This is a genomic window from Pseudomonas sp. RIT623, assembly GCF_004519305.1.
In the GTDB taxonomy this organism is placed as follows: Bacteria; Pseudomonadota; Gammaproteobacteria; order Pseudomonadales; family Pseudomonadaceae; genus Aquipseudomonas.
Window position 1 is genome coordinate 32354 of record NZ_SOZA01000005.1, and the last position, 24533, is coordinate 56886.

The window sequence follows — 24533 nt, forward strand, 5'->3', positions numbered from 1 at the left end:
ATTCGAGGAATCACGACAGCCACGCATACATCGCCTAGCCCAGGGCCATCCAACGTCGCGTCGGCAAACGCCTCGATAGCAGGTACTTCAACGCCTCCACGTAATATCCGCGCTTTTTTTTCGCGTGAAAATTCCTAGAACCCAGTGATTAACACTGGCCAAATGCCGCCCCAGATGGGAACCTTTACGCCCACGGAGACGTCCACTCCCCTGCAAGCCGCTTCGCTTCAGGGCTGGTTTCACCTGCTTCACGAGCCCGACGGGGTTCGGCTCATGGCCTGATGCCACGCATCGGCTGCTACTCGCGAGCACACCACCCGCCGCCAGGAATGGCCGGCCGCACGGGGGTGTGATCGCCGACTATAAAAAAAGGAGTCCGCCTGTGGCTGCACGCTACGGAAAAGGGCTGTTGGGATGGGCCGCCGTGCTCGTCATCCTGGCCCTGCTGGTCCACTGGATCGGCATCGACACGATCGCCCGCTACCGCGACGATCTTGGGTTCTACCTGCAAGCGCACCTGGTCCTGGTGCTGGCTTCGATGGCGGCGGCGCTGGCCGTGGGCATCCCCGCCGGCATTGCCTTGAGTCGACCGCACCGGGTCGACAAAGCCGAACGCTTCATGCAGTTTTTCAACGTAGGCAACACCATCCCTCCCCTGGCCGTCCTGGCCATCGCCCTGAGTATCCTGGGCATCGGCGCAGGTCCTGCGATCTTCGCGCTGTTCCTCGCCTCCCTGCTGCCCATCGTGCGCAACACCTACGAAGGCCTGAAGAACGTCCCCGCCTCGCTCAAGGAAGCAGCCACCGGTATCGGCATGACCCCGCGCCAGCAGCTGTGGCAAGTGGAACTGCCCAATGCCGTGCCGATCATCGTCGGCGGCGTGCGCGTGGCCCTGGCGCTGAACGTCGGCACCGCGCCCCTGGCGTTCCTGATCGGCGCCAACAGCCTGGGCAGCCTGATCTTCCCCGGCATCGCCCTGAACAACCAGCCGCAACTGCTGCTCGGCGCCGCGTGTACAGCGCTGCTTGCCCTGGTGCTGGATGCCCTGGTGAGTTTCTCCAGCAAACGCTGGCTGGAACGCGGCCTGGCCGGATAACAAGAGGGAACCCATGAAAAGAATCATCGCCTTGCTGCTGGGCGCGGCCCTGCTATACGCAGGATTTGCCCAGGCAGCGGAAAAACCGCTGGTGCGCATCGGCGCGCGGGTGTTCACCGAACAGACCGTGCTCGCCGAAATCACCGCCCAGTACCTGCGCGCCAACGGCTTCGACGTGCGCGTGACCAGCGGCCTTGGTAGCAACATCGCGCGCCAGGCCCAGGAAACCGGCCAGCTCGACCTGATGTGGGAATACACCGGCGTCTCGCTGGTGTCGTACAACCATATCGACGAGCGCATGCCCGACGCCGCAGCCACCTATGCCAGGGTCAAGGCCCTGGATGCGCAGAAGGGCCTCGTCTGGCTGGCTCCGTCGCGCTTCAGCAACACCTATGCCCTGGGCCTGCCGAAAGCGGTCGCCGCCGCCTACCCGCAGATCAACTCGATCAGCGACCTCAACCAGGTGCTGCGTGACGAACGCCAGCGCACCCACCTGGTCGCGCTGGACACCGAGTTCGCCAACCGCCCCGATGGCCTGGTCGGCCTGCGCGAGCTGTACGGCCTGCCGCTGGACCGGCGCAACATCCGCCAGATGGACGGTGGCCTGGTGTACACCGCCATGCGCAACAACCAGGTGTTCGCCGGGCTGGTGTACACCACCGACGGCCGCCTGAACGCCTTCGACCTCAAGCTGCTGAAAGACGACAAGCACTACTTCCCCGACTACACCGCCGCCCCGGTCGTGCGCAAAGCCGTGCTCGACGCCCACCCGCAACTGGCAGGGCTGCTCAAGCCGTTGGCCGAGCGACTGGACGACCAGACCATGCGCCAGCTCAACGCCAAGGTCGATGTCGAGCACCAGAGCCCAAGCCGTGTAGCCGCCGCCTTCTTGCGCGAGCACTCACTCAGCGAGGTGCAGCCATGAACCTGCTCGATACCTTCGCCCACCTCGACTGGGTCCAGGTCCTGCAATTGACCGGCCAGCACATCACCCTGGTCGGCATCGCCGTGGGCCTGGCCATCGTCGTCGGCGTGCCGCTGGGCATCCTGATGACCCGCTTCCCAGTCTTTGCCGGCCCGCTGCAGGCCAGCGCCACGGTGCTGCTGACCATCCCCTCCATCGCCCTGTTCGGCCTGCTGCTGCCGTTCTACTCCAAGTTCGGCCAAGGCCTCGGCCCGCTACCGGCGATCACCGCGGTGTTCCTTTACTCACTGCTGCCGATCCTGCGCAACACCTACCTGGCCCTGACCAACGTCGAACCCGGTATCCGCGAAGCCGCCCGCGGCATCGGCATGACCTTCGGCCAGCGCCTGCGCATGGTCGAGCTGCCCATCGCGGTGCCGGTGATCCTCGCCGGGGTGCGCACCGCCGTGGTGATGAACATCGGCGTGATGACCATCGCCGCCACCATCGGTGCCGGTGGCCTGGGCGTGCTCATCCTCACCGCCATCAGCCGCAGCGACATGTCGATGTTGCTGGTCGGCGCGGTGCTGGTCAGCCTGCTGGCGATCATCGCCGACCTGCTCCTGCAAACCCTGCAACGTGCCCTGACTCCGGAAGGACTGCGCTCATGATCGAATTGAAGAACCTCAGCAAGACCTTCAACGTCAACGGCAAGGACGTCAAAGCCGTCGACTCGGTAAGCCTCACCGTCAACGAAGGTGAGATCTGCGTGTTCCTCGGCCCCTCCGGCTGCGGCAAGAGCACCACGCTGAAGATGATCAACCGCCTGATCACCCCGACCTCAGGGCAAGTGTTCATCAATGGCGAGGACACCACCGGCCTCGACGAGGTGACCCTGCGCCGGCACATCGGCTATGTGATCCAGCAGATCGGCCTGTTCCCCAACATGACCATCGAGGAGAACATCACCGTGGTGCCGCGCCTGCTCGGCTGGGACAAGCAGAAATGCCACGAGCGTGCCCGCGAGCTGATGCACATGATCAAGCTCGAGCCCAAGCAGTACCTGCAGCGCTACCCGCGCGAACTGTCCGGTGGCCAGCAGCAACGCATCGGCGTGATCCGCGCCCTGGCCGCCGAGGCCCCGGTGCTGCTGATGGACGAGCCGTTCGGCGCGGTCGACCCGATCAACCGCGAGATGATCCAGAACGAGTTCTTCGAGATGCAGCGGGCGCTGAACAAGACGGTGATCATGGTCAGCCATGACATCGACGAGGCCATCAAGCTGGGCGACAAGATCGCCATCTTCCGCGCCGGCAAGCTGTTGCAGCTGGATCACCCGGACACCCTGCTGGCACACCCGGTGGACGAGTTCGTAAGCAACTTCGTCGGCCAGGACAGCACCCTGAAACGCCTGCTGCTGGTGCGCGCCGAGGATGCGGCGGACAACGCGCCGTCGCTGAGCCCGGAAACACCGGTGGGCGACGCGCTGGAGCTGCTGGACGAGCATGACCGCCGTTATGTGGTGGTGACCGATGCGCAGAATCGCGCGCTGGGCTATGTGCGCCGGCGCGACATGCACCGCCAGCAGGGCACGTGCGGGGATTTCCTGCGATCGTTCAATGCCACGGCGGCGCACGATGAGCACCTGCGCATCCTGCTGTCGCGCATGTACGAGTTCAATCGGGCGTGGTTGCCGGTGCTGGATGCCGAACAGGTGTTCCTGGGCGAGGTGACGCAGGAGTCGATTGCGGCTTACCTGAGTTCGGGCAGATCACGGGGGGCCAAGACCAGTATTGTGTCGCCGGCCGAGGCAGTGATCTCCTGATAGAAAGCCGGGGCCGCTGTGCGGCCCATCGCGACACAAGGCCGCTCCTACAGAGGAATGCGATCTCCTGTAGGAGCGGCCTTGTGCCGCGAAAGGACCGCAAAGCGGTCCCATTCAGAACCCTACACTGGCCTGCACATAGAACGTGCGCGGCTCACCCACATAAATGCCGGCATTGTTGTCGCTGGAACGGGTGAAGTACTGCTTGTCGAACAGGTTCTTCACCCCGGCCGCCAGCTTCAGGTTCGACAACCGCGGACCGAAGTCATACCCGCCACGGGCATGCCAGATCACGTACCCCGGAATATCGCCATACTGCCCGTCGGCGCTCGGCTCGGTGATGTAGTTGCCGTTGAAGCTGCCATTGGCGTTCATCCCAGTGCCCGGCGCGCGCTGTTTCGACTGGGCGTAGGCATCCAGGTTCCAGGTCCAGCGGTTGACCTGGTAGCGCAACCCGGCGGTGGCCACCTGCCGCGAGTAGAACGGCAGGTCACGACCCTTGAACCCGGGGATTTCACCTTCGTAGGTGGCACGGGTATAGGTGTACCCGGCATTCACCGAAAGCCCTTGCAGACGCGGGTCCAGGCCAGACAGGTCGTAGCGCGCCGAGGCCTCGATGCCCTGGTGCTTGGTGGCGCCGAGGTTGGTCCAGCCGACATCGTTGCTGATGTACTGCAATTCATCGTCGAAGTCGATGTAGAACGCGGTCAGTTCACCCGCCCAATGGCCGTTGTCATAGCGCGTGCCGATCTCGTAGGTCTTGGCCTTCTCCGGCTCCAGGCCGTTGGCGGTGCTGTCGCCGCTGCCGCCCTGGCCGAGCTGGAAATACTGCAAGCTGCCGAACGAAGTCTCGTAGTTGGCGAACAGCTTCCAGGCGTCCGACAAGTGATACATCACGCTCAAGGCCGGCAGCGGCTCGTTGCTGGTGATGCTGCGGTTCTTCTCCGGCACCGGGCGCTGGTTGGCGTCCAGCACCGGGCGATCGCGCCAATCGGTGTTGATGTGCTCGAAGCGGATACCCGGGGTGATGGTCCAGTTGCCCACGTCGATCTTGTCGTCGATGTAATAGGCGCTGGCCTCGGTGCCGCCGCTGCGGTCCTGGAACACATGGCCATCGGAGGTCGGGGTCGCGGTCGGCACATTGTCGATCAGCGCCAGGCGGGTGGACTGCTCGCGCATCGCTTCCTTCAAGTAGCGATAGCCGACGCTGACTTCCTGGGTGGTCGGGCCGAGGAAGAAGATCCGCGACAACCGCGGCTCGATGGCGAAGGTGTGGTAGTTGCGCGGATACGCCGACAGGGTCTTCATGTCGCGCGCGGCGATGGCGCTGCCGCGGAAGCTGTCGGTGTAGTAGGTCAGCACCTCGAACTGGGTGGCGTCGTCGATCTGCCGCAGCCACTTGAACGACACATCCTTGCGCCGGCCACTGAAGTAGTCGTAGTCGCGCAGCGACTGGTAGGGGTTGTGGTCGTACTGGGCCTGGGTCAGGCCGCCAGGCATGTCGGCGCGGCCATCGTAGTAGTGGAAGTTGAGCCAGAACTCGTCGACATCGGTCGGTGCCCAGTGGGTCTTGAGCATCACATCATCGATGTCGTTGTCGTTGTTGCGCTCGCGATAGCCATTGCCGTTGACCCCGGTGTATAGCAACGCCACGCCCATGCCGTTATCGGCGGTGCCTCCGACGAAGGCTGACTCGGTGTGCTTCCAGCCACCATGGCGCGAGGTTTCCACGCTGGTCGACAACTCGCCGGTGGCCTTCTCGGGAATCGCCCGAGTGACGAAGTTGATCACTCCACCGACGTTCTGCGGGCCATAGCGCACCGAGCCTGCACCACGGACCACGTCGATGCTGTCGAGGTTGCCCGAGGAGATCGGCGCCATCGACAGCTGTGGCTGACCGTAGGGGGCGAAGGCCGCCGGAATGCCATCGATCAGCACAGTGGAACGCGGCGACAGGCGCGACGTCAGGCCACGCACGCCGACGTTCAGCGACAGGTCGCTGCCACCGGTGCCGTTGGAATCCTGCACCTGCACGCCCGGGATACCGCGCAGGGCGTCACGTACGTTCATCGTGCCCTTTTCCACCATCGCTTCGCGGCGCACCACGGTGCGCGCGCCTGGGTGGTTCTGCACCACGCTCTGATCGGCATTGCCCAGCCAGTCTCCGACCACCTTGATATCGGTGGGCGCCAGCTCCAGGCTGCCGCTGGTCAGGGTACCGGCGGCCTGGGCCGGCTTGACCACCACGGTGTCGGCGGACTGCTCGAAGGTCAGCCCGCTGCCTTGCAGCAGTTGCTGCAGGGCCTGCTCCGGCGCCAGGTTGCCGGAAACCGCCGGAGCCTGCTTGCCGTCCACCAGCTCGGGGCTGAAGAACAGTTGCAGGTTGGTCTGCTGGCCCAATTGCTTGAGCGCGCCCGCCAATGGCTGGGCCTGGATCTGGATGCTGTCGGCGTAGCTGTTGCCGGCGGCTGCGCTGACCGCCAGGGCCAGCGCCAGGCGGCGCAGCTGGAGAAGGGGATTATTGTTGTTCACGTCTTCGATGGGTCCTGAGAGTCGGTATAAACGCCAACCGCATGCAAATGGAAATGCTTGGCAGTTGCAGCTGGCGGGGAAGACGAACGAACGGGAAAAAACCTGAATCTATTTCAGAACAATTTCGCTGGAGCCATCTGCAAGGGTCTTCACCCGCACCGGCAAGATGCTCGGCAAGGCCCGCAACAAGGCGTCTGGGTCGTCGGTGCTGAAGGTGCTCGACAGGCGCAGCGCGGCGGCCTTGCCGGGCGCCACATGCAGTGGCCGGGCACGGTAGCGCGAGACTTGCGCCACGACGTCGCTCAGTGGCGCGTTGTCGAATACCAGCTTGCCCTGGCGCCAGGCGGTCACCGCGTTGGCATCGATGGCATAGGGCGCGGCGACCTTGCCCTGGGCGTCGATATGCGAACCCTGCCCGGCGCCGAGCAGCGCCAGCGACTCGCCCGCGCCCTGCACCTTGACCGAACCCTGCTCCACCGCCACGCGGGTGCTGTTCGGATCCTGGCGTACATCGAAGCGAGTGCCGGTGACGGTGACTTCACCTTGGGCGGTGCTCACCACGAATGGCCGGCCACTGTCGTGGGCGACGATGAACATCACCTCGCCCGCGCCCAGGCGCACATGACGTTGCCCCGAAGAGAACATCACCTGCACCTGTGTGGCACTGTTGAGCTCCAACCGTGAGCCGTCCGGCAACTCGACCTGACGCCGCTCGCCCAGGGCCGTGCTCAACCTGTCCTGATGGTTGAGCTGCTGATACTGCCAACCTGTCCAACCCAGCCCCAGCGCGACCACCGCTACGCCGGCCGCCAATGCCTGGCGCAGCAGGCGGCGGCGCGGAAGCTGGCGCACCGGCTCGGGCTGGCACAGCGCCTCGAGGCGTTGCCGAGGGATGAAGTCGGCGGCGCGCCACAGCTGTACCAGGCGCTCGTACTCCTGCCGATGCGCGGGATGCTGTGCCAGCCACGCCTGCAATGCCGCCTGCGCGGCGTCATCGCGCGGCGCGTCCTGGGTGCGGGCGAACCACGCGGCCGCCTGCTCGCCCACGGAGTCGGGCGCGTGCTGTTTCATCGAAGGGGTCTCCTGACTCATCTGGCCGACACATCCAGGTGCTCACGCAGATGTCGGAGCGTGCGGATCATATACTTTTCGACCATGTTCTTGGTCAAACCCATGCGCTCGGCAATTTCGGCCTGGGTCAGGCCTTCGAGCTTCTGCCAGATGAACACCCTGCGGCAATTGAGCGGCAGCTCGGCCAGCGCCCGCTCGACGCTGTCTGCCAGTTCCAGGGCGTGCACGTACGCCTCCGGATCGCTGCCATTGGCCGCGCCGTCGGCGAACGCCTCCAGTTCGAGTGCCTGGCGACGGTCCTCGCGGCGAAAGCCATCGACGGCGATGTTGCGGGCAGTCTGGTGCAGGTAGGCACGCGGCTGCTCGACCTGCTCGTTCGGGTTTTCCAGAACCCGGACAAAGGCGTCGTGAGTGAGGTCCTCGGCCTGCTGACGACTGCGCAACTTGCGCGTCCAGGTGCCGATCAGCTCATGGTAGTGGTCGAGGAAGCCTTTGTGTCCGGACACGTTCGGGGTCGTCAGGGAGGCAGATGAGGTCGCGAATAGTAATTCTTCTCATCAATGACGGCAATCGGCCCAGTCCTGAGCCGACCAAGAGTGATTTCCGGTGTCGGTAACAAAAAATTTATGGCGATTTCGAAAAAAAAGACAGGCGTCGCGGCGTGGCCATAAATATGAACACTCTGCAGAAAATTCCCGTTCAGCACACACACCTGACAAACGGTCTTCTGCCGATTCTTCGGCTCTTTCGCGGCGAAAGCCAGCCAACATGCAAAGAACCCAGCTATCAGCCGTTCGCGACCAGATCGCCACCTATTCCACAATTTTTAACGCTTGTGGCCTTTTCCGGAACATCCACTCGACGCATCGGTCGGTTATTGCAGCGGTGGGGACGAACACCCCGGACCTGCCTGTTGATATTGCCGTTTTCACGTCCTAAAGTGCGCGCCGAACGTCCATGCTGGAAACGATCCATCCGGCTCAAGTACTGACGACGAGACAGCAAGGTCACCCACCTTTTCCGGGCACGGCTGACCTTTTTGCTTTCGGCGACATGCCTTGGGAAGTAGGCGAACCAAAGTGGGGATACGGAGGACGTTCAGTTGCTGCCACTTATCTTTTCAGTTTGCCCATGGAGCCCCAGAGCATGTCGATCCAGGTCGAAGACTACTTTGCGCGTGACACCTTCCAGAAAATGAAGGCGTTCGCCGACAAGCAGGAAACCCCGTTCGTACTCATCGATACCCAGATGATCAGCCAGGCCTATGACGACCTGCGCGCCGGTTTCGAGTTCGCCAAGGTCTACTACGCGGTCAAGGCCAACCCTGCGGTCGAGATCATCGACCTGCTGAAGGAAAAAGGCTCGAGCTTCGACATCGCCTCGATCTATGAACTGGACAAGGTGCTCGGCCGCGGCGTCAGCGCCGACCGGATCAGCTACGGCAACACCATCAAGAAGTCCAAGGACATCCGCTACTTCTACGAGAAAGGCGTGCGCCTGTACGCCACCGACTCCGAGGCCGACCTGCGCAACATCGCCAAGGCCGCGCCGGGCTCGAAAGTCTATGTGCGCATTCTCACCGAAGGCTCCACCACTGCCGACTGGCCACTGTCGCGCAAGTTCGGCTGCCAGACCGACATGGCCATGGACCTGCTGATCCTCGCCCGCGACCTGGGCCTGGTGCCCTACGGCATCTCCTTCCACGTAGGCTCCCAGCAGCGCGACATCAGCGTGTGGGACGCGGCCATCGCCAAGGTCAAGGTGATCTTCGAGCGCCTGAAGGAAGAAGACGGCATCGAGCTGAAGCTGATCAACATGGGCGGCGGCTTCCCAGCCAACTACATCACCCGCACCAACAGCCTAGAGACCTACGCCGAAGAGATCATCCGCTTCCTCAAGGAAGACTTCGGCGACGACCTGCCGGAAATCATCCTCGAGCCTGGCCGTTCGCTGATCGCCAACGCCGGCATCCTGGTCAGTGAGGTGGTGCTGGTGGCACGCAAGTCGCGCACTGCCGTCGAGCGCTGGATCTACACCGACGTGGGCAAGTTCTCCGGCCTGATCGAAACCATGGACGAGGCGATCAAGTTCCCGATCTGGACCGAGAAGAAAGGCGAGGCCGAGGAAGTGGTGATCGCCGGCCCAACCTGCGACAGCGCCGACATCATGTACGAGAACTACAAGTATGGCCTGCCGCTGAACCTGGCCATCGGCGACCGCCTGTACTGGCTGTCCACCGGTGCCTATACCACCAGCTACAGCGCGGTGGAGTTCAACGGTTTCCCGCCGCTGAAGGCCTACTACCTGTAATGCAAGACGGGGCCGCGAGGCCCCGTTTTCATTTTGCCGTTTCAAACTACCTCGCCCCCTGTAGGAGCGGCCTTGTGTCGCGAAAGGGCCGCGCAGCGGCCCCGGCGATTGATGCGTCAATGCTGAAAACCTGGGGCCGCGATGCGGCCCTTTCGCGGCACAAGGCCGCTCCTACAGGGGGGGCGCCGACCTTAGTTCGATCTCCTCGGCATACCGCGCCGCATGGGCTTCCAACACCGGACCCGCGCCCTGCAACGTCACCAGCGCACTGCGCAGGAAATTCAGGTTACCCTCGACCCGCGCCCGTTCCAGCCACGGCCCGGCCTCAGCAAGCTCGCCGCGCTCGACCAGCACCAGCGCCAGGCTGAACATCCCGCGAAAATCCCCCGCCTCGGCTGAACGCCGATACCAACGTACCGCCCGCGCCGGGCTCGCGGTGGTGGCAATGCCCTGCTCCAGATAACGCCCATACAGGTTCATCGACTTGGCATGCCCCAACTGGGCGGCCTGTTCGTAGCACCCCAGCGCCTGGGCCTGGTTGGCCGGCACGCCACGCCCGGTGGCCAGCAGGTTGCCCAGGTTGTACATGCCCCAGTCCAGCCCGGCATCCGCCGCGTGGGCGTAATGAATAGCCGCCTGCGCCAGGTTCACCTCGCCGCCCCAGCCGTGCTCCAGGCAACGCCCGAGCATGTTGTGGGCCATGGCGCTGCCACCCTGGGCGGCGATGCCAAACCAGCGCCGGGCGACCACTTCATCGGCTTCGATACCTTGCCCATCCAGCAGGATCTGCCCGAGCAACAACTGGGCCTCGAGCACCCCCTGCCCGGCAGCGGCGAGGATCGCCTGGGCCGCCTGGCCCGGGCTGTGCTCGAGCATTGCCCGCAGCCCGGCCGCGTCCACCACCTCTTCACGGCGCAATTGATAAGACACGATTCAGACCTCGGCCCAGCGGCGCAGCAGGTTGTGGTAGGTGCCGGTCAGTTGCAGCAGCGAGGGGTGCTCGGGCACATCGGCGCCGAGCTGGCGAATGGCATTGTCCATCTCGAACAGCAAGGTGCGCTGGCTGTCCTCGCGGACCAGGCTCTGGGTCCAGAAGAATGCGGCATAGCGCGCCCCCCGGGTCACCGGGTTGACCTTGTGCAGGCTGGTGCCGGGGTACAGCACCAAGTCGCCGGCGGCTAGCTTGACCTCGCGCACGCCATAGGTGTCCTGGATCACCAGTTCGCCGCCGTCGTAGCTGTGCGGATCGCTCAGGAACAGCGTCGAGGACAGGTCGGTGCGCACCCGCTCGGCACTGCCCTTGGGCTGGCGCAGGGCATTGTCGATATGAAAATCGAAGCTGCCGCCCTCGCGGTAGCAATTGATCAACGGCGGGAACACCTTGTGCGGCAGCGCCGCCGACATGAACAGCGGGTTGCGCCACAGGCGGTCGATCAACGCACCACCGATCTCCTTGGCCAGTGCATGACCCTCGGGCAGTTGCAGGTTGTGCTTGGCCTTGGCCGACTGATAGCCCGCGGTGACCTTGCCATCGGCCCAGTCGGCCTGCTCCAGGGCCTGGCGGATACGCAAGATTTCGTCGGCATCGAACAGCCCGGGAATATGAAGCAGCATGGCAACGGCACCTGATGGGCGAGGAGTAAAGGCGCAATGATATTGATTACCTTTTACGCAGGACAAGCCCCCGGCATTGATCCACGACGTATGACCCCGTAAAAACCGTAAGGTGAAATTGTAAAGAATGTAAATTTATAGCGAATGGTAACGCTTCTCAATTGTTCCTTACATTCGCTTACATTATCATCCGCGGCCTTCATACCTTGGGGAAGGTCCATCACCATGCGTCACGTGCCAACCGCTGTGAGTTCACCACGCCTGCTCGTTTCCGCCATTGGCGTCGCCATCACCACTGCTGCTGCGGCCCAGGTCGCCGTCGCCGAACAAGCCAAAGATGCCGTCATTTCGCTGGATGCGACCAGTGTGAACGCGACGCAGGACGCTACCAGCTACAAAGCCGACACCGCCAGTTCGAAAAAGTACACGGCACCTCTGCGCGAAACCCCAAAGAGTGTCACCGTCATTCCGCAACAAGTGATTCGTGATACCGGCGCAACGACCTTGGTAGATGCGCTGCGTACGACGCCAGGCATCACCTTCGGCGCTGGCGAAGGCGGCAACCCAGCCGGCGACCGCCCGATCATCCGTGGCTTCAACGCCGAGAGCGACGTTTTCGTCGACGGCATGCGAGACGTGGCCTCGCAAAGCCGGGAAATCTTCAACGTGGAATCGGTCGAGGTCAGTAAAGGTCCTGGCTCGGCCTTCACTGGCGCGGGCTCCACAGGTGGTAGCCTGAACCTGGTCACCAAAACAGCAAAGCTGGGTGATGCTTATAACGGTGGGTTCACCTGGGGTAGCGATCAAACCAAGCGCACCACGCTGGATCTGAACAAGCAACTGACCGACAGTTCGGCATTTCGCTTGAACCTGATGAAGCACGAAGCCAACGTCGCGGGTCGCGATGGCGTCGATGTAAGCCGTTGGGGTGTTGCCCCGTCTTTCGCCTTTGGCCTGGGTACCGATACCCGCGTGACGGTAGGCTACTACCACCTCAAGACCGACGATATGCCGGACTACGGTATCCCCCTGACGCGCAGCGCCACGCGCAGCAAATACAACGTGGACAAGCCCGCCCATGTCGACCGTGACAATTTCTACGGGCTCAACAGCCGCGACTACCGCAAGACCAGCAACGACAGCGGGACCATCCGGATCGAGCACGATCTGAACGAAAACTTGACGTTGTCCAATAGCTTCCGGATGTCGCGCTCGACACTCGACTACATCGTTACCAACCCTGATGACAGCAAGGGCAACGTTGCCAATGGCACCGTCTATCGGTCCACCAAGAACCGTAACTCCACCTCCAAGGGCTGGGTCAACCAGACCGACCTCAGTGCCAAGTTCAACACCGGATTCATCGAACACAGCTTGGTTACAGGCCTGGAGTTCACCTACAGCGACACACACAACCGTGGCTATGTAATCACCTCCAGTGCCGGTACAGGCACAACCTGCAACCCTGCCCTGCTCGGTTCAGGTGATTGCACCAGCCTGTACGATCCGTCTCCAAAGGACGGTTGGTCTGGCACCATCACCGACAGCCCGGCCTATACGGACACCGACACCAAGACTAGCGCCGCTTACGTGTTCGATACGCTGACATTCAATGAGCAGTGGTCGCTGAACCTTGGACTGCGCTATGACGATTACCAGACCAAATCCAGCGGTTACAGCACTGGTGGACGTGGGTCGGTGGCGGGTGATTTTTCTCGCGAGAACAATGCGCACCTGTGGAACTACCAACTGGGCGTGGTCTACAAACCACTGCCCAATGGCAGCATCTACGCAGCCTGGTCGACTTCCAGCAACCCATCGGGTGAAACCAGCGGCAATGGCGGCTTAGAGCTCGCGGCCAACAACAGCAACCTCGATCCAGAACGCAACCGCAACTATGAGATCGGCACCAAGTGGGACTTCTTCGATGAGAACCTCTCGCTGACAGCAGCGCTGTTCCGTACCGACAAGACCAACGCTCGGGTAACCGACCCAGACAATGCCACCTATCAGGTACTCGACGGAGAACAACGCGTCCAAGGCTTGGAACTGACCTATGCCGGTAATCTGACCAGCAAATGGAAGGTCTATGGTGGCTACACCTACATGGAAAGCGAGATCGTCAAGACCACCACCGCGGCAAACGAAGGCAACCATATGCCGAGCACGCCGCGGAACAACTTCACCTTCTGGTCGACATACGACATCGTTCCGCAACTGACAGTCGGGGCCGGCGCCACCTTCGTCGACTCACGCTTCGGAGATGAGGCCAACTCTGTCGAAGTACCGTCCTACTGGCGTTATGACGCAATGGCGACCTATCGCCTGACCAAGAACGTCGATCTGCAATTGAACCTGCAGAACCTCACGGACAAACGCTACTTCGACCAAGTGTTTTCCACCCACTACGCACACGTCGCAGCGGGTCGTACAGCACTCATGAGCGCCAACTTCCACTTCTGATGGTGTGACAAAAAGCCCCGTTCATTCCCATGAACGGGGCTTTCGCATATCAAGGCATAATGCACGCCGCGCGGTAGTTGGCGGCCAGACAAGGTAATCGATGTGGTGAAGAAGACGCTGTTCCAAGTGCACTGGTTCTTTGGCATCAGCGCCGGCCTGGTGCTCGCGCTGATGGGCATCACCGGGGCCATCTGGTCGTTCCAGGAAGAACTGCTGCGCGCGTTCAACACCGAAGTGCTCAAGGTCCAGGTGCGCCAGGAAGGCGTGCTGCCACCGGCCGAACTGGTGCGCCGGGTCGAGGCCGCCGAGGGTGACAAGGTGTCGATGCTCTGGGTCGATACCCGCGAAGGCAATGCCGCACGGGTCTTCTTCATGCCCGCGCCTGGCGAGCGTCGTGGCCAACTGCGCTATGCCGATCCCTACACCGGCGAGCTCAAGGGTGAAGTCGCCGGGCTAAGTTTCTTCAACCTCATGCTCAACCTGCACCGCTTCCTGGCGATGGGTGACAGCGGCCGGCAGATCACCGGCGCCTGCACCCTGATGCTGATTTTCTTCTGCCTGTCCGGCCTGTACCTGCGCTGGCCGCGCAAGGCCTTGAACTGGCGCGCCTGGCTGACCCTGGACTGGGCCAAGAAAGGCCGCGCGTTCAACTGGGACCTGCATGCGGTATTCGGCACCTGGTGCCTGCTGTTCTACCTGCTGTTCGCCTTGACCGGGCTGTTCTGGTCCTACGAGTGGTACCGCGAGGGCTTGAATACACTGCTGGCCGACAAACCGGCTGCGGGCGCGCAGAAACGCGGTGAAGGCCGCGGTGGACGCCATGGCCCACCCAAGGCGGACAAGAACGCGCCACCGCTGGTGGTCGACTACGACGCCATCTGGGCCAACCTCAAGGAGGCCGCCGGCCCGAACCTTGCCAGCTATAACCTGCGCCTGCCGCCGGTTGGCGGCCAACCGGCGACCCTGTTCTACCTGCTGCAAGGCGCCGAGCATGAGCGGGCCTTCAACACCCTCACCCTTGATCCGGCCACCGGCCTGATCAAGCGCCACGAGCGCTATGCCGACAAATCGTTCAAGGCCCAACTGCTGCAGAGTGTCTACGCCCTGCACGTGGGCAGCTACTTCGGCCTGCCGGGGCGCATCATCGTCACCCTGGCCAGCCTGACCATGCCGTTGTTCTTCGTCACCGGCTGGCTGCTGTACCTCGACCGCCGCCGCAAGAAACGCCAGGTCCGTGCCGCCCGCGGCGCGGTGGGTAGCACGGCCAGCACTGGCGACAGCTGGCTGATCGGCTTCGCCAGCCAGAGCGGGCTGGCCGAGCAACTGGCCTGGCAGAGCGCCGGCCAGTTGCAGGCCGCAGGCGTGCCGGTCCAGGTGCGCCCGCTGGCCGAACTGGGCGAGCCCGAGTTGCGCCAGGCCAAGCGCGCCTTGTTCGTGGTCAGCACCTTCGGCGACGGCGAAGCGCCGGACAGCGCCCGTGGCTTTGAACGCAAGGTGCTGGGCCAACCCTGGGCGCTGGAGCACCTGAACTACGCCCTGCTGGCCCTGGGCGACCGCCAGTACCCGCACTTCTGCGGCTTCGCCCGCCGGCTCCAGGCCTGGCTCGGCGAACGTGGCGCCAGCAGCGCCTTCAGCCCGGTGGAGGTGGACAACGCCGACCCCGCCGCGCTGCAACTGTGGCAACAAGAACTGGCGCAACTGACCGGCGCCCGCCCGGTCGCCGCCTGGCAACCGCCGAGCTTCGGCAACTGGCGCCTGGCAAGCCGTGACCTGCTCAACCCTGGCAGTCAGGGCGCAGCGGTCTACCTGCTGGGCCTGCAAGCCGAAACACCCTGCGCGTGGGATGCCGGTGACCTGATCGAAATCCTGCCACGCAACGGCCAGCCCCGCGTCGATGCCTTCCTGGCCGGCCTGGGCCTTGATCCATGCAGCCCGGTGCAACTCGACGGCCTGCAGGAAACCCTGGCGCAGGCCCTGGCCAGGCGTCAGTTGCCGGTCAGCCGCGAACACCTGATCGGCCTGCATGCCCAGGCCCTGGTCGATGCCCTGGTCCCGCTGAGTGCCCGTGAATACTCGATTGCCTCCATCGCCAGCGATGGCGTGCTGGAGCTGATCGTGCGCCAGGAGCGTCACGCCGATGGCAACCTGGGCCTGGGCTCCGGCTGGCTGACCGAGTACCTGCCGCTGGATGGCACGGTCAGCGCACGCCTGCGGCGCAACAGCGGTTTCCACCTGCCCGCCGATTCGGCGCCCATGGTGTTGATTGGCAACGGCACCGGCCTGGCCGGCCTGCGTAGCCTGCTCAAAGCCCGTATTGCCGGGGGCGAGCAAGGCAACTGGCTGCTGTTCGGCGAACGCAACCGGGCGTATGACCTGCTGTGCGGCAAGGAGCTGCAGGGCTGGGTGCAAAGCGGCGACCTGCAACGGCTGGACCTGGCGTTCTCGCGCGACCAGGCCGAGAAGGTGTATGTGCAGGATGTGCTGTTGCAGCAGGCCGCCGAGCTCAAGCGCTGGATCGACGCTGGCGCGTGCGTGTACGTCTGCGGCAGCCTGCAAGGGATGGCCGCAGGGGTGGATGCGGCGTTGCAGGGGATCCTCGGTGACGCGGTCGTGCAGCAGTTGATCGAGGATGGGCGGTATCGGCGGGATGTGTATTGAGCACATCGCGCGGTATCCCCTCGTAGCGTGAACTGTAGGAGCCAGCCTTGCTGGCGAAGCAAACACCGCGGTGCTTGGCACCGGCTACGCCGGTGTTCGCCGGCAAGCCGGCTCCTACCCAAAATGCGCTGCGGTGCTGGCACCCACGGCGATCACCTCTTCAATGCAGCTCGAAGGTATCGGCATCCAGGTTGGCCGGGAAGCGCGCGCGGTACGCCGCCAGCTCCGCCGCGCGCAGCACCACGGTGAACACACCGTCGGCCTCGCCCGCGCTCAACAGGCTCTCGCCCTGGAAGTCGAGCACCTGGCTGTCGCCTGAATAGGCGAAGCCCTTGCCATCGGTGCCCACCCGGTTCACCGCCGCCACGAAGCACAGGTTCTCGATGCCCCGCGCCGGCAACAGGCGGTTCCAGTGCAGACGCCGTGCCGCCGGCCAGTTGGCGGTATACAGCAGCAGGTCGGTGTCCTGGGCATCGCGGCTCCACACCGGGAAACGCAGGTCGTAGCAGATCAGCGGACGGATACGCCAGCCCTTGAGCTCGAACTGCACCTGGCGCTCGCCTGGGGTGTAGTGCTTGTGTTCGCCGGCCATGCGGAACAGGTGGCGCTTGTCGTAGTGCAGGACCTCGCCGTCCGGGCGTGCCCACAACAGGCGGTTGCGGTGGCTGCCATCGGCGGCCTGGATGATCACGCTACCGGTAATCACCGCGTTGGCCTTTTTCGCCTGGGCCTTGAGCCACTTGTAGGTGGGGCCGTTCTCCGGCTCGGCGAGCCGCTCGGACTCCATCGAAAAACCGGTGGTGAACATCTCCGGCAGGATCACCAGGTCAACCTCGCCGGCCTGCCCGATCATTTCCTCGAAGTGCGCGTAGTTCGCTTCGCGGTCATGCCAGGCCAGGGTGGTCTGCACCAGGGCGATTTTCAGGTTCGCTAGTTCGCTCAGATCGCGCATAGTCGTTCCGCCGCCTGTCGCAGCGTCTCCTCACGTTTGGCAAAGCACAGGCGCACCAGGCGTTGCTCGGGGATGGGTTGCTGGTAGAACACCGACACCGGGATGCTGGCCACGCCGTGCTCGCGGGTCAGCCACAGGGCCATGTCGACATCGTTGAGGTCGGGGCGGATCTGTGAATAGTCGACCAGTTGGAAATAGGTACCCGGGGTGCGGGTGAAGGTGAAACGCGAGCCTTGCAGCAAGTCGCAGAACAAGTCGCGCTTGGCCTGGTAGAAGCCTGGCAGCTCATCGATGTGCTCGGGGTGTTCAGCCATGAAGTCGGCCAGGGCGCACTGCAACGGCGTGACACCGCAGAAATTGACGTACTGGTGCACCTTGCGCAGTTCTGCGGTCAGGGCCGGCGGGGCGACCACGTAGCCGGTCTTCCAGCCAGTAACGTGGTAGGTCTTGCCGAACGAGCTGATGACGAATGCCCGTGCGTAGAGCTGCGCGTGGGCGAGCACGCTGGCATGGCGCACGCCGTCGTAGACCAGGTGTTCGTACACTTCGTCGCTGACCAGGTAGATGTCACGGTCGGCGATCAGCCGTGCCAGCTGGTCCAGGTCGTCGCGGCTGATCAGCGCGCCGCTGGGGTTGTGCGGCGAGTTGAGGATGACCATGCGCGTGCGCGGGCTCAGCGCATCGCTGAAACGCTGCCAGTCGATGCTGAAGCTGCCGTCGCGCAGCGGTACATGCACGCAGCGCCCACCGGCCAGCTCTACCGAGGGTTCGTAGCTGTCGTAGCAGGGGTCGAAGACGATCACTTCGTCGCCGGGGTGGATCACCGCCTGGATGGCGCAGAAGATCGCCTCGGTGGCACCTGGGGTGATGGTCACTTCCTGATCGGCGTCCACCTGCGCGCCATACAACCGGGCGATCTTAGCCGCCACCTGCTGGCGCAGGGCCGGCAAGCCGGTCATGGGCGAATACTGGTTGTGCCCGGCGGCCACATGACGGCCAACAGCATCGAGCAGGGCCTGGGGGCCATTGAAGTCAGGGAAGCCCTGGGAAAGGTTCAGCGCACCGGTTTGCATGGCCAGTTGCGACATGGTGGTGAAGATGGTCGTGCCGACGTTCGGCAGTTTGCTGCGGATCATGGAGCCCTCTTTCCTGGGGTTGGTCCGGCACGGGGTGGAATCCGAGCATAGCGGATCGAGCAGTCAGGAAAAAGGTTGAAACAATAGGATCAAGCCATGGAAAGCAACGTGGGAGCGGGCTTGCCCGCTCCCACGATGAAGGTCAGCGCTTGTCGCGGCGCTTCTTCTCGGCCTTCTTGTGGTGCGACATCAAGCGGCGCTTCTTGTTGACCTGGCGATCGGTGAGGGTGTTCTTCTTGCCCTCGTACGGGTTGTCACCGCCCTTGTACTCGATGCGGATCGGCGTGCCGACCAACTTGAGCACCCGGCGGTAGGTGTTCTCCAGGTAACGCGAGTAGGAGTTGGGGATCTTGTCGGTCTGGTTGCCGTGGATCACGATCAGCGGCGGGTTGGCGCCACCGAGGTGGGCATAGCGCAGCTTGATCCGGCGACCATTGACCAACGGCGGCTGGTGCACGCTGATGGCGTCTTCGAGAATCTGCGTCAGGCGGCTGGTCGGCCAGCGGGTGACCGCCGACTTGAACGCGGCCTGCACCGATTTGTACAGGTGGCCCACACCGGTGCCGTGCAGCGCAGAAATGAAGTGGATGTCGGCGAAGTCGACAAAGAACAGCCGGCGCTCCAGCTCGGTCTTCACGTAGTCGCGCTCGCCCGACTCCATGCCATCCCACTTGTTCAGGGCGATGACCACGGCGCGGCCGGCGTCCAGGGCAAAGCCCAGCAGGTTGAGGTCATGGTCGACCACGCCCTCGCGGGCGTCCATGACGAAGATCACCACGTTGGCGTCCTTGATCGCCTGCAGCGTCTTGACCACCGAGAACTTCTCGACTTCCTCGTGGATCTTGCCGCGCTTGCGCACGCCGGCGGTGTCGATGAAGGTGTACTTCTCGCCATCACGCTCGAACGGGATGTAGATACTGTCGCGGGTGGTGCCCGGCTGGTCGTACACCACCACGCGCTCTTCGCCGAGCATGCGGTTGACCAGGGTCGACTTGCCGACGTTGGGGCGACCGATGATGGCAATCTTGATGCCATCCTTTTCGCTCGGGCCAGGGATACGCGTGGCTTCCTCGCCTTCGGCGACGTCCTCGTCGAGGGCTTCTTCCTCGGGATCACGGGGAATGTGGCCGAGCAACGACTCCATCAGGGCGTTGATGCCACGGCCCTGGGAACCGGCCACCGGGATGGCGTTGCCCATGCCCAGCGGCGAGAACTCGGCGCGGGCGATGTCGGGGTCGATGTTGTCGATCTTGTTGGCGACCAGCACCGCTTCCTTGTTCCGCTTGCGCAGATGGTCGGCGATCATCTGGTCAGCCGCGGTCATGCCAGCGCGGGCATCGACCAGGAACAGCACGTAGTCGGCTTCCTCGATGGCCATCAGCGACTGCTCGGCCATCTTCTCGTCCATGCCCACTTCGTCACCGGTGATACCGCCGGTGTCGATCAGGATGTAGGAACGACCCTGCCAGCTGGCATCGCCGTACTGGCGGTCACGGGTCAGGCCCGACAGGTCGCCGACGATGGCATCGCGGGTCTTGGTCAGGCGGTTGAACATGGTGGATTTGCCGACGTTCGGCCGGCCCACCAGGGCGATTACGGGAACCATGCGGCTCTCCACTCTTGAATTCTTGAAAATGCAAAGGCCGCTGCAAGGCAGCGGCCGGTATTCGGGGGCGCATCGTGCGCCGCAGCCCGGGGCCGGTCAGAGCCCCAAGCTTAGCTTCAGCGGATGGTCAGTGCCTCGAGCTTGCCGCTGTTGCCAAAGACGTAGATGGTGTCGCCGACCACCAGGGGCCGGGCGCGCAGGCCATCGCTGTCGATACGCTCACGGCCGACGAAGCGGCCATCGACCTGGCTGAGCAGGTGCAGGTAACCCTCGAAGTCACCCACCGCCACGTAGCTGGAGAACACTTCCGGCGCCGACAGCTGACGACGGGCCATGCTGTCGTTGCTCCACAATGCGCTGGAGGAACGTTCATCGACACCCTCGACGGTGCCCGAAGCCAGGCTCACGTAGACGTTGCCGAAGCCCTGGGCGACGCCGACATAGCTGCTGGCATCGCGCTGCCAGAGTACCCGGCCGCTGTCCAGATCCAGGCCAGCGACGCGGCCTTGATAGGTGCTGACGTACAGGGTGCCACCGGACAGCAGCAGGCCGCCGTCGATGTCCACCACGCGGTCCAGCTCGGAACGGCCCTGCGGAATCGCCACGCGGCTTTCCCATACCGGCACGCCGTTGCTGATGTCCACCGCCACCACCTTGCCGGTGGACAGGCCAGCGATGGCCAGGCGGTTGGTCACCACCGGGGCACCGGTACCACGCAGGGTCAATACCGCCGGGCTGCTCTCGTAGATCCAGCGACGATCGCCAGTGGCGGCGTCCAGGCCGATCAGGCGGTCGTCCTGGGTCTGTACCACCACCACGTCGCCGTTGTTGGCCGGCGGTGCCAGCACTTCGCTGGTGACGCGGGAACGCCAGCGTTCCTCACCGGTGCTGGCGTCCAGGGCAACCACTTCACCCTTGAGGGTGCCGAGCATGACCAGGCCGTAGCCGACACCGACCGCGCCGGATACCGGCAGCTCCAGGTCCTGCTTCCACACCACGTCGCCGTTGACACGGTTGAGGGCGAACACCTTGCCGGTGACGTCGGCAGCGTAGATGCGCTCGTTCTCGATGGCCGGTACCAGGGTGTTGTAGGTTTCGCCCTGGCCATCACCGATCGAACGGCTCCACTGCTTCTTGAGCACCACTTCCTCGGTGAACTTGGTCAGCTCGGCCGGGGGCAGTTCCTTCTTGCTGTTGCTGCTGCAACCCGCGGCCAGTACGGCAAGGGTGAGCACAGCTGCTGTTTTCCAACCCTTCACTTCAGGCGTCCCCTTTGGCCAGGTCATCCAGCTTCAGTTGCAGGCCACCGATCGCGGCGTCGTCGGACAGCGCGGCCTTGGCTTTCTCGTAGGCGCTGTGCGCATCGTCGGCACGACCCAGCTGTACCAGCAGGTCGCCCTTGAGTTCTTCACGGCTGGCCTGGAAGGCCTTGTCGGTATCACCGTCGAGCAGCTTGAGCGCATCCTCGGCCTTGTCCTGGGCCGCGAGCACGCGGGCCAGACGCTGGCGGGCGATCTCGCCCAGGGTGGCATCGGCCGGTTTTTCCATCACGCCCTTGAGCTCGCTGGCAGCATCGTCCAGCTTGCCGCTCTCGACCGCGACCTTGGCCACGAACAGGCTGCCGTACTGGGCATAGGCGCTGCCGCCGAACTCGCTCTTGAGCTTGCTCGACAGCTCGGCGACCTTGGTCGCATCCGGCTTGCCGTCAGGGGTCAGCGAGGTTTCCAGCAGGGCCTGGTACAGCGCCGAGGCACCTTGCGACTGGTTGGCCTGGTACTTGTGCCAGGTCTGCCAGCCCATCACCACCACGCCGGCCAGCAAGGCACCGGTCAGCAGCGGCTTGCCGTTGCGGTTCCACCAGTCCTTGATCCCTGCCAGATCATCATCATCGGTACTCGACACCCCAATACTCCTTTTCGCCTATTCGCTTGTTGAACCGCGTTACGCTTGCGCGATCGCGGTTTCCAGGTGCTCTGCCAGAGCATCCCAGGCAATGTTCTGTTGTTCGCCCTGGCCACGCAGGGGCTTGAGGCCGATCTCTTGCTTGGCCAGTTCGTCGTCACCCAGGATAAGGGCGAACAAGGCGCCGCTCTTGTCGGCTTTCTTGAACTGGCTCTTGAAGCTGCCACCACCAGCGTTGACCGCCAGGCGCAGGCCCGGCAGGCGGTCGCGCAGGCTTTCGCTCAGGCGCAGGCCTGCCAGCTCAGCCGGCTCGCCGAAGGCGCACAGGTAGACATCGAGGGTACGGCTGAGCGACTCGGGCACCTTGCCCAGGGTCTCCAGCAGCAGGATCAGGCGCTCGATGCCCATGGCGAAGCCAACGCCCGGGGTCGGCTTGCCGCCCATCTGCTCGACCAGGCCGTCGTAGCGGCCGCCGGCGCAGACGGTGCCTTGGGCGCCGAGCTTGTCGGTGACCCACTCGAACACGGTCTTGCTGTAGTAGTCCAGGCCGCGCACCAGCTTGGTGTTGATCACGAACGGAATGCCGGCGGCGTCGAGACGGGCCTTGAGGCCCTCGAAGTGCACGCGGGACTCTTCGTCCAGGTAGTCTTCCAGCTTAGGCGCGCCGACCAGCACCGCCTGGGTGTTCGCATCCTTGCTGTCGAGGATGCGCAGCGGGTTGCTCTTCAGGCGGCGCTGGCTGTCTTCGTCCAACTGCTCGAGGCGGGCGCTGAGGTAGTCGACCAGCGCGTCGCGATAGCGCGCGCGGGCTTCACTGGTGCCCAGGCTGTTGAGCTGCAACTCGACGGCATCCTGGATGCCGAGCAGGCCCCACAGGCGCCAGGTCAGCATGATCAGCTCGGCATCCACGTCCGGGCCGTCGAGGTTGAACACCTCCACGCCGATCTGGTGGAACTGGCGGTAGCGGCCTTTCTGCGGGCGCTCGTGGCGGAACATCTGGCCGATGTACCAGAGCTTCTGCACCTGGCCGTTGCCGGTGATGCCATGCTCGAGCACGGCGCGCACGCAGGCGGCGGTGCCCTCGGGGCGCAGGGTCAACGAATCGCCGTTGCGGTCCTCGAAGGTGTACATCTCTTTTTCGACGATGTCGGTGACTTCACCGATGGAGCGCTTGAACAGCTCGGTGAACTCGACGATCGGCGTGCGGATCTGGCTGTAGCCGTAGCTGTCCAGCAGGCCGGCCACGGTGCCCTCGAAGTAGCGCCACAGCGGCGACTGGTCGGGCAGGATGTCGTTCATGCCACGAATGGCTTGCAGCGATTTGCTCACGAATAGTCCTTACGAATCTGTGTCAGCCGCGGGCGATCAGCGCCGCGTCGGCCTCGGCCTTCTCGGCCGCTTTCTGGCGGATGAGCTTTTCCAGCTCATCGACCAGGTTGTCGTTGTTCAGCTTCTGCGACGGTTTGCCATCGATGTACACCAGGTTCGGCGTGCCACCGGTCAGGCCCACGTGCGACTCCTTGGCTTCGCCCGGGCCGTTGACCACGCAGCCGATCACCGCCACGTCCAGCGGCACCAGCAGGTCTTCCAGGCGCCCTTCCAGCTCGTTCATGGTCTTGACCACATCGAAGTTCTGCCGCGAGCAGCTCGGGCAGGCGATGAAGTTGATGCCACGCGAACGCAGGTGCAGCGACTTGAGGATGTCGTAGCCGACCTTCACTTCCTCGACCGGGTCGGCCGCCAGCGAAATGCGAATGGTGTCGCCGATGCCTTCGGCCAGCAGCATACCGAGGCCAACGGCGGATTTCACCGTCCCTGAGCGCAGGCCACCGGCTTCGGTGATCCCCAGGTGCAGCGGCTGGATGATCTGCTTGGCCAGCAGGCGGTAGGCCTCGACGGCCATGAACACGTCGGAGGCCTTGACGCTGACCTTGAAGTCCTGGAAGTCGAGGCGATCAAGGTGCTCGACATGGCGCAGCGCCGACTCGACCAGCGCGGCCGGGGTCGGCTCGCCGTACTTCTTCTGCAGGTCCTTTTCCAGGGAGCCGGCATTGACCCCGATACGAATCGGGATACCACGGTCGCGAGCGGCATCGACCACCGCGCGCACGCGGTCTTCGCGGCCGATGTTGCCCGGGTTGATGCGCAGGCAGTCGACGCCCAGCTCAGCCACGCGCAGGGCGATCTTGTAGTCGAAGTGAATGTCGGCGACCAGTGGCACGCTGACCAACTGCTTGATACGGCCGAACGCCTCGGCGGCGTCCATGTCCGGCACCGACACGCGGACGATGTCCACGCCGGCATCGACCAGGCGCTGGATCTGCGCCACGGTGGCGGCCACGTCGTTGGTGTCGGTGTTGGTCATGCTCTGCACCGCGATGGGGGCATCGCCACCCACCGGCACATTGCCGACCCAGATTTTGCGGGATTCGCGACGTTTGATCGGAGATTCGCCGTGCATGAC

The 24533-nt window shown here is 63.8% G+C and carries 19 protein-coding genes; 7 read left to right on the forward strand and 12 right to left on the reverse strand.

The annotated features are described in order from the left end of the window. Window positions 1-382 precede the first annotated feature (382 nt). From E3U47_RS05345 to E3U47_RS05360, 4 genes are read left to right on the forward strand one after another with little or no spacing between them, the layout of a single operon-like run. Window positions 383-1096, forward strand: coding sequence for an ABC transporter permease (locus E3U47_RS05345; RefSeq protein ID WP_134689965.1), 714 nt, complete (start codon window positions 383-385; stop codon window positions 1094-1096). Between the two features lie 13 nt (window positions 1097-1109). Beyond that, window positions 1110-2021 (forward strand): glycine betaine ABC transporter substrate-binding protein, encoded by a 912-nt coding sequence (locus E3U47_RS05350; RefSeq protein WP_134689966.1) that lies wholly within the window; start codon window positions 1110-1112, stop codon window positions 2019-2021. Then, on the forward strand, window positions 2018-2671 hold the full coding sequence (locus E3U47_RS05355; RefSeq protein ID WP_134689967.1) for an ABC transporter permease: 654 nt from the start codon (window positions 2018-2020) through the stop codon (window positions 2669-2671). The genes E3U47_RS05350 and E3U47_RS05355 overlap by 4 nt, the downstream gene beginning before the upstream one ends. Beyond that, window positions 2668-3825, forward strand: a complete 1158-nt coding sequence (locus tag E3U47_RS05360) for a betaine/proline/choline family ABC transporter ATP-binding protein (protein ID WP_134689968.1) — start codon at window positions 2668-2670, stop codon at window positions 3823-3825. The genes E3U47_RS05355 and E3U47_RS05360 overlap by 4 nt, the downstream gene beginning before the upstream one ends. Before the next feature lie 114 nt (window positions 3826-3939). Here the strand turns inward: E3U47_RS05360 and E3U47_RS05365 are convergent, their stop codons facing one another. The 3 genes from E3U47_RS05365 to E3U47_RS05375 all read right to left on the reverse strand — a co-directional run bounded on the left by E3U47_RS05365 (window position 3940) and on the right by E3U47_RS05375 (window position 7934). Then, a complete protein-coding gene (locus E3U47_RS05365; RefSeq protein ID WP_134689969.1) occupies window positions 3940-6357 on the reverse strand; it encodes a TonB-dependent siderophore receptor in 2418 nt (805 codons plus the stop codon). Window positions 6358-6465: 108 nt separating this feature from the next. Beyond that, entirely contained in the window at window positions 6466-7428 is a 963-nt protein-coding gene (locus E3U47_RS05370; protein ID WP_134689970.1) for a FecR family protein, read from the reverse strand. A gap of 17 nt (window positions 7429-7445) precedes the next feature. Next, a complete protein-coding gene (locus tag E3U47_RS05375) occupies window positions 7446-7934 on the reverse strand; it encodes a sigma-70 family RNA polymerase sigma factor (RefSeq protein ID WP_134689971.1) in 489 nt (162 codons plus the stop codon). Window positions 7935-8574: 640 nt separating this feature from the next. On the opposite strand from E3U47_RS05375, the gene E3U47_RS05380 reads away from it, so the two are divergent. Continuing rightward, the gene (locus E3U47_RS05380) at window positions 8575-9738 is read left to right on the forward strand and encodes a type III PLP-dependent enzyme (RefSeq protein ID WP_025337787.1); all 1164 of its coding nucleotides are present in this window, start codon (window positions 8575-8577) and stop codon (window positions 9736-9738) included. Window positions 9739-9909: 171 nt separating this feature from the next. Here the strand turns inward: E3U47_RS05380 and E3U47_RS05385 are convergent, their stop codons facing one another. Together E3U47_RS05385 and E3U47_RS05390 are read right to left on the reverse strand one after the other, a co-directional pair. After that, window positions 9910-10668 carry a tetratricopeptide repeat protein gene (locus E3U47_RS05385; RefSeq protein WP_134689972.1) on the reverse strand — a complete coding sequence of 253 codons (759 nt, stop codon included), beginning with the start codon at window positions 10666-10668 and terminating at the stop codon, window positions 9910-9912. A 3-nt stretch (window positions 10669-10671) separates the two neighbouring features. Further along, window positions 10672-11352: a Fe2+-dependent dioxygenase gene (locus E3U47_RS05390; RefSeq protein WP_134689973.1), complete on the reverse strand. Its 681-nt coding sequence runs from the start codon at window positions 11350-11352 to the stop codon at window positions 10672-10674. Window positions 11353-11577: 225 nt separating this feature from the next. Between E3U47_RS05390 and E3U47_RS05395 the strand changes: the two genes are divergently transcribed. Both E3U47_RS05395 and E3U47_RS05400 read left to right on the forward strand, forming a co-directional pair. Then, window positions 11578-13815: a TonB-dependent siderophore receptor gene (locus E3U47_RS05395; RefSeq protein WP_134689974.1), complete on the forward strand. Its 2238-nt coding sequence runs from the start codon at window positions 11578-11580 to the stop codon at window positions 13813-13815. A gap of 102 nt (window positions 13816-13917) precedes the next feature. Continuing rightward, window positions 13918-16473: a sulfite reductase flavoprotein subunit alpha gene (locus E3U47_RS05400; RefSeq protein WP_134689975.1), complete on the forward strand. Its 2556-nt coding sequence runs from the start codon at window positions 13918-13920 to the stop codon at window positions 16471-16473. A gap of 160 nt (window positions 16474-16633) precedes the next feature. Here E3U47_RS05400 and E3U47_RS05405 read toward each other — a convergent pair whose 3' ends face one another. From E3U47_RS05405 to ispG, 7 genes are all read right to left on the reverse strand, one after another. Continuing rightward, window positions 16634-17425 carry an amidohydrolase gene (locus E3U47_RS05405; RefSeq protein ID WP_134689976.1) on the reverse strand — a complete coding sequence of 264 codons (792 nt, stop codon included), beginning with the start codon at window positions 17423-17425 and terminating at the stop codon, window positions 16634-16636. Further along, window positions 17413-18561: a pyridoxal phosphate-dependent aminotransferase gene (locus tag E3U47_RS05410; protein WP_134689977.1), complete on the reverse strand. Its 1149-nt coding sequence runs from the start codon at window positions 18559-18561 to the stop codon at window positions 17413-17415. The genes E3U47_RS05405 and E3U47_RS05410 overlap by 13 nt, the downstream gene beginning before the upstream one ends. Window positions 18562-18703: 142 nt before the next feature. Next, entirely contained in the window at window positions 18704-20167 is a 1464-nt protein-coding gene (der, locus tag E3U47_RS05415) for a ribosome biogenesis GTPase Der (RefSeq protein WP_134689978.1), read from the reverse strand. Window positions 20168-20283: 116 nt separating this feature from the next. Then, complete coding sequence (gene bamB / locus E3U47_RS05420; RefSeq protein WP_134689979.1) at window positions 20284-21453, reverse strand: outer membrane protein assembly factor BamB; 1170 nt, start codon at window positions 21451-21453, stop codon at window positions 20284-20286. Then, window positions 21428-22069, reverse strand: coding sequence for a tetratricopeptide repeat protein (locus E3U47_RS05425; protein WP_134689980.1), 642 nt, complete (start codon window positions 22067-22069; stop codon window positions 21428-21430). The genes bamB and E3U47_RS05425 overlap by 26 nt, the downstream gene beginning before the upstream one ends. 39 nt (window positions 22070-22108) lie before the next feature. After that, on the reverse strand, window positions 22109-23398 hold the full coding sequence (hisS, locus tag E3U47_RS05430) for a histidine--tRNA ligase (RefSeq protein WP_134689981.1): 1290 nt from the start codon (window positions 23396-23398) through the stop codon (window positions 22109-22111). Window positions 23399-23420: 22 nt separating this feature from the next. Next, window positions 23421-24530 (reverse strand): flavodoxin-dependent (E)-4-hydroxy-3-methylbut-2-enyl-diphosphate synthase, encoded by a 1110-nt coding sequence (gene ispG, locus E3U47_RS05435; protein WP_134689982.1) that lies wholly within the window; start codon window positions 24528-24530, stop codon window positions 23421-23423. Window positions 24531-24533 lie beyond the last annotated feature (3 nt).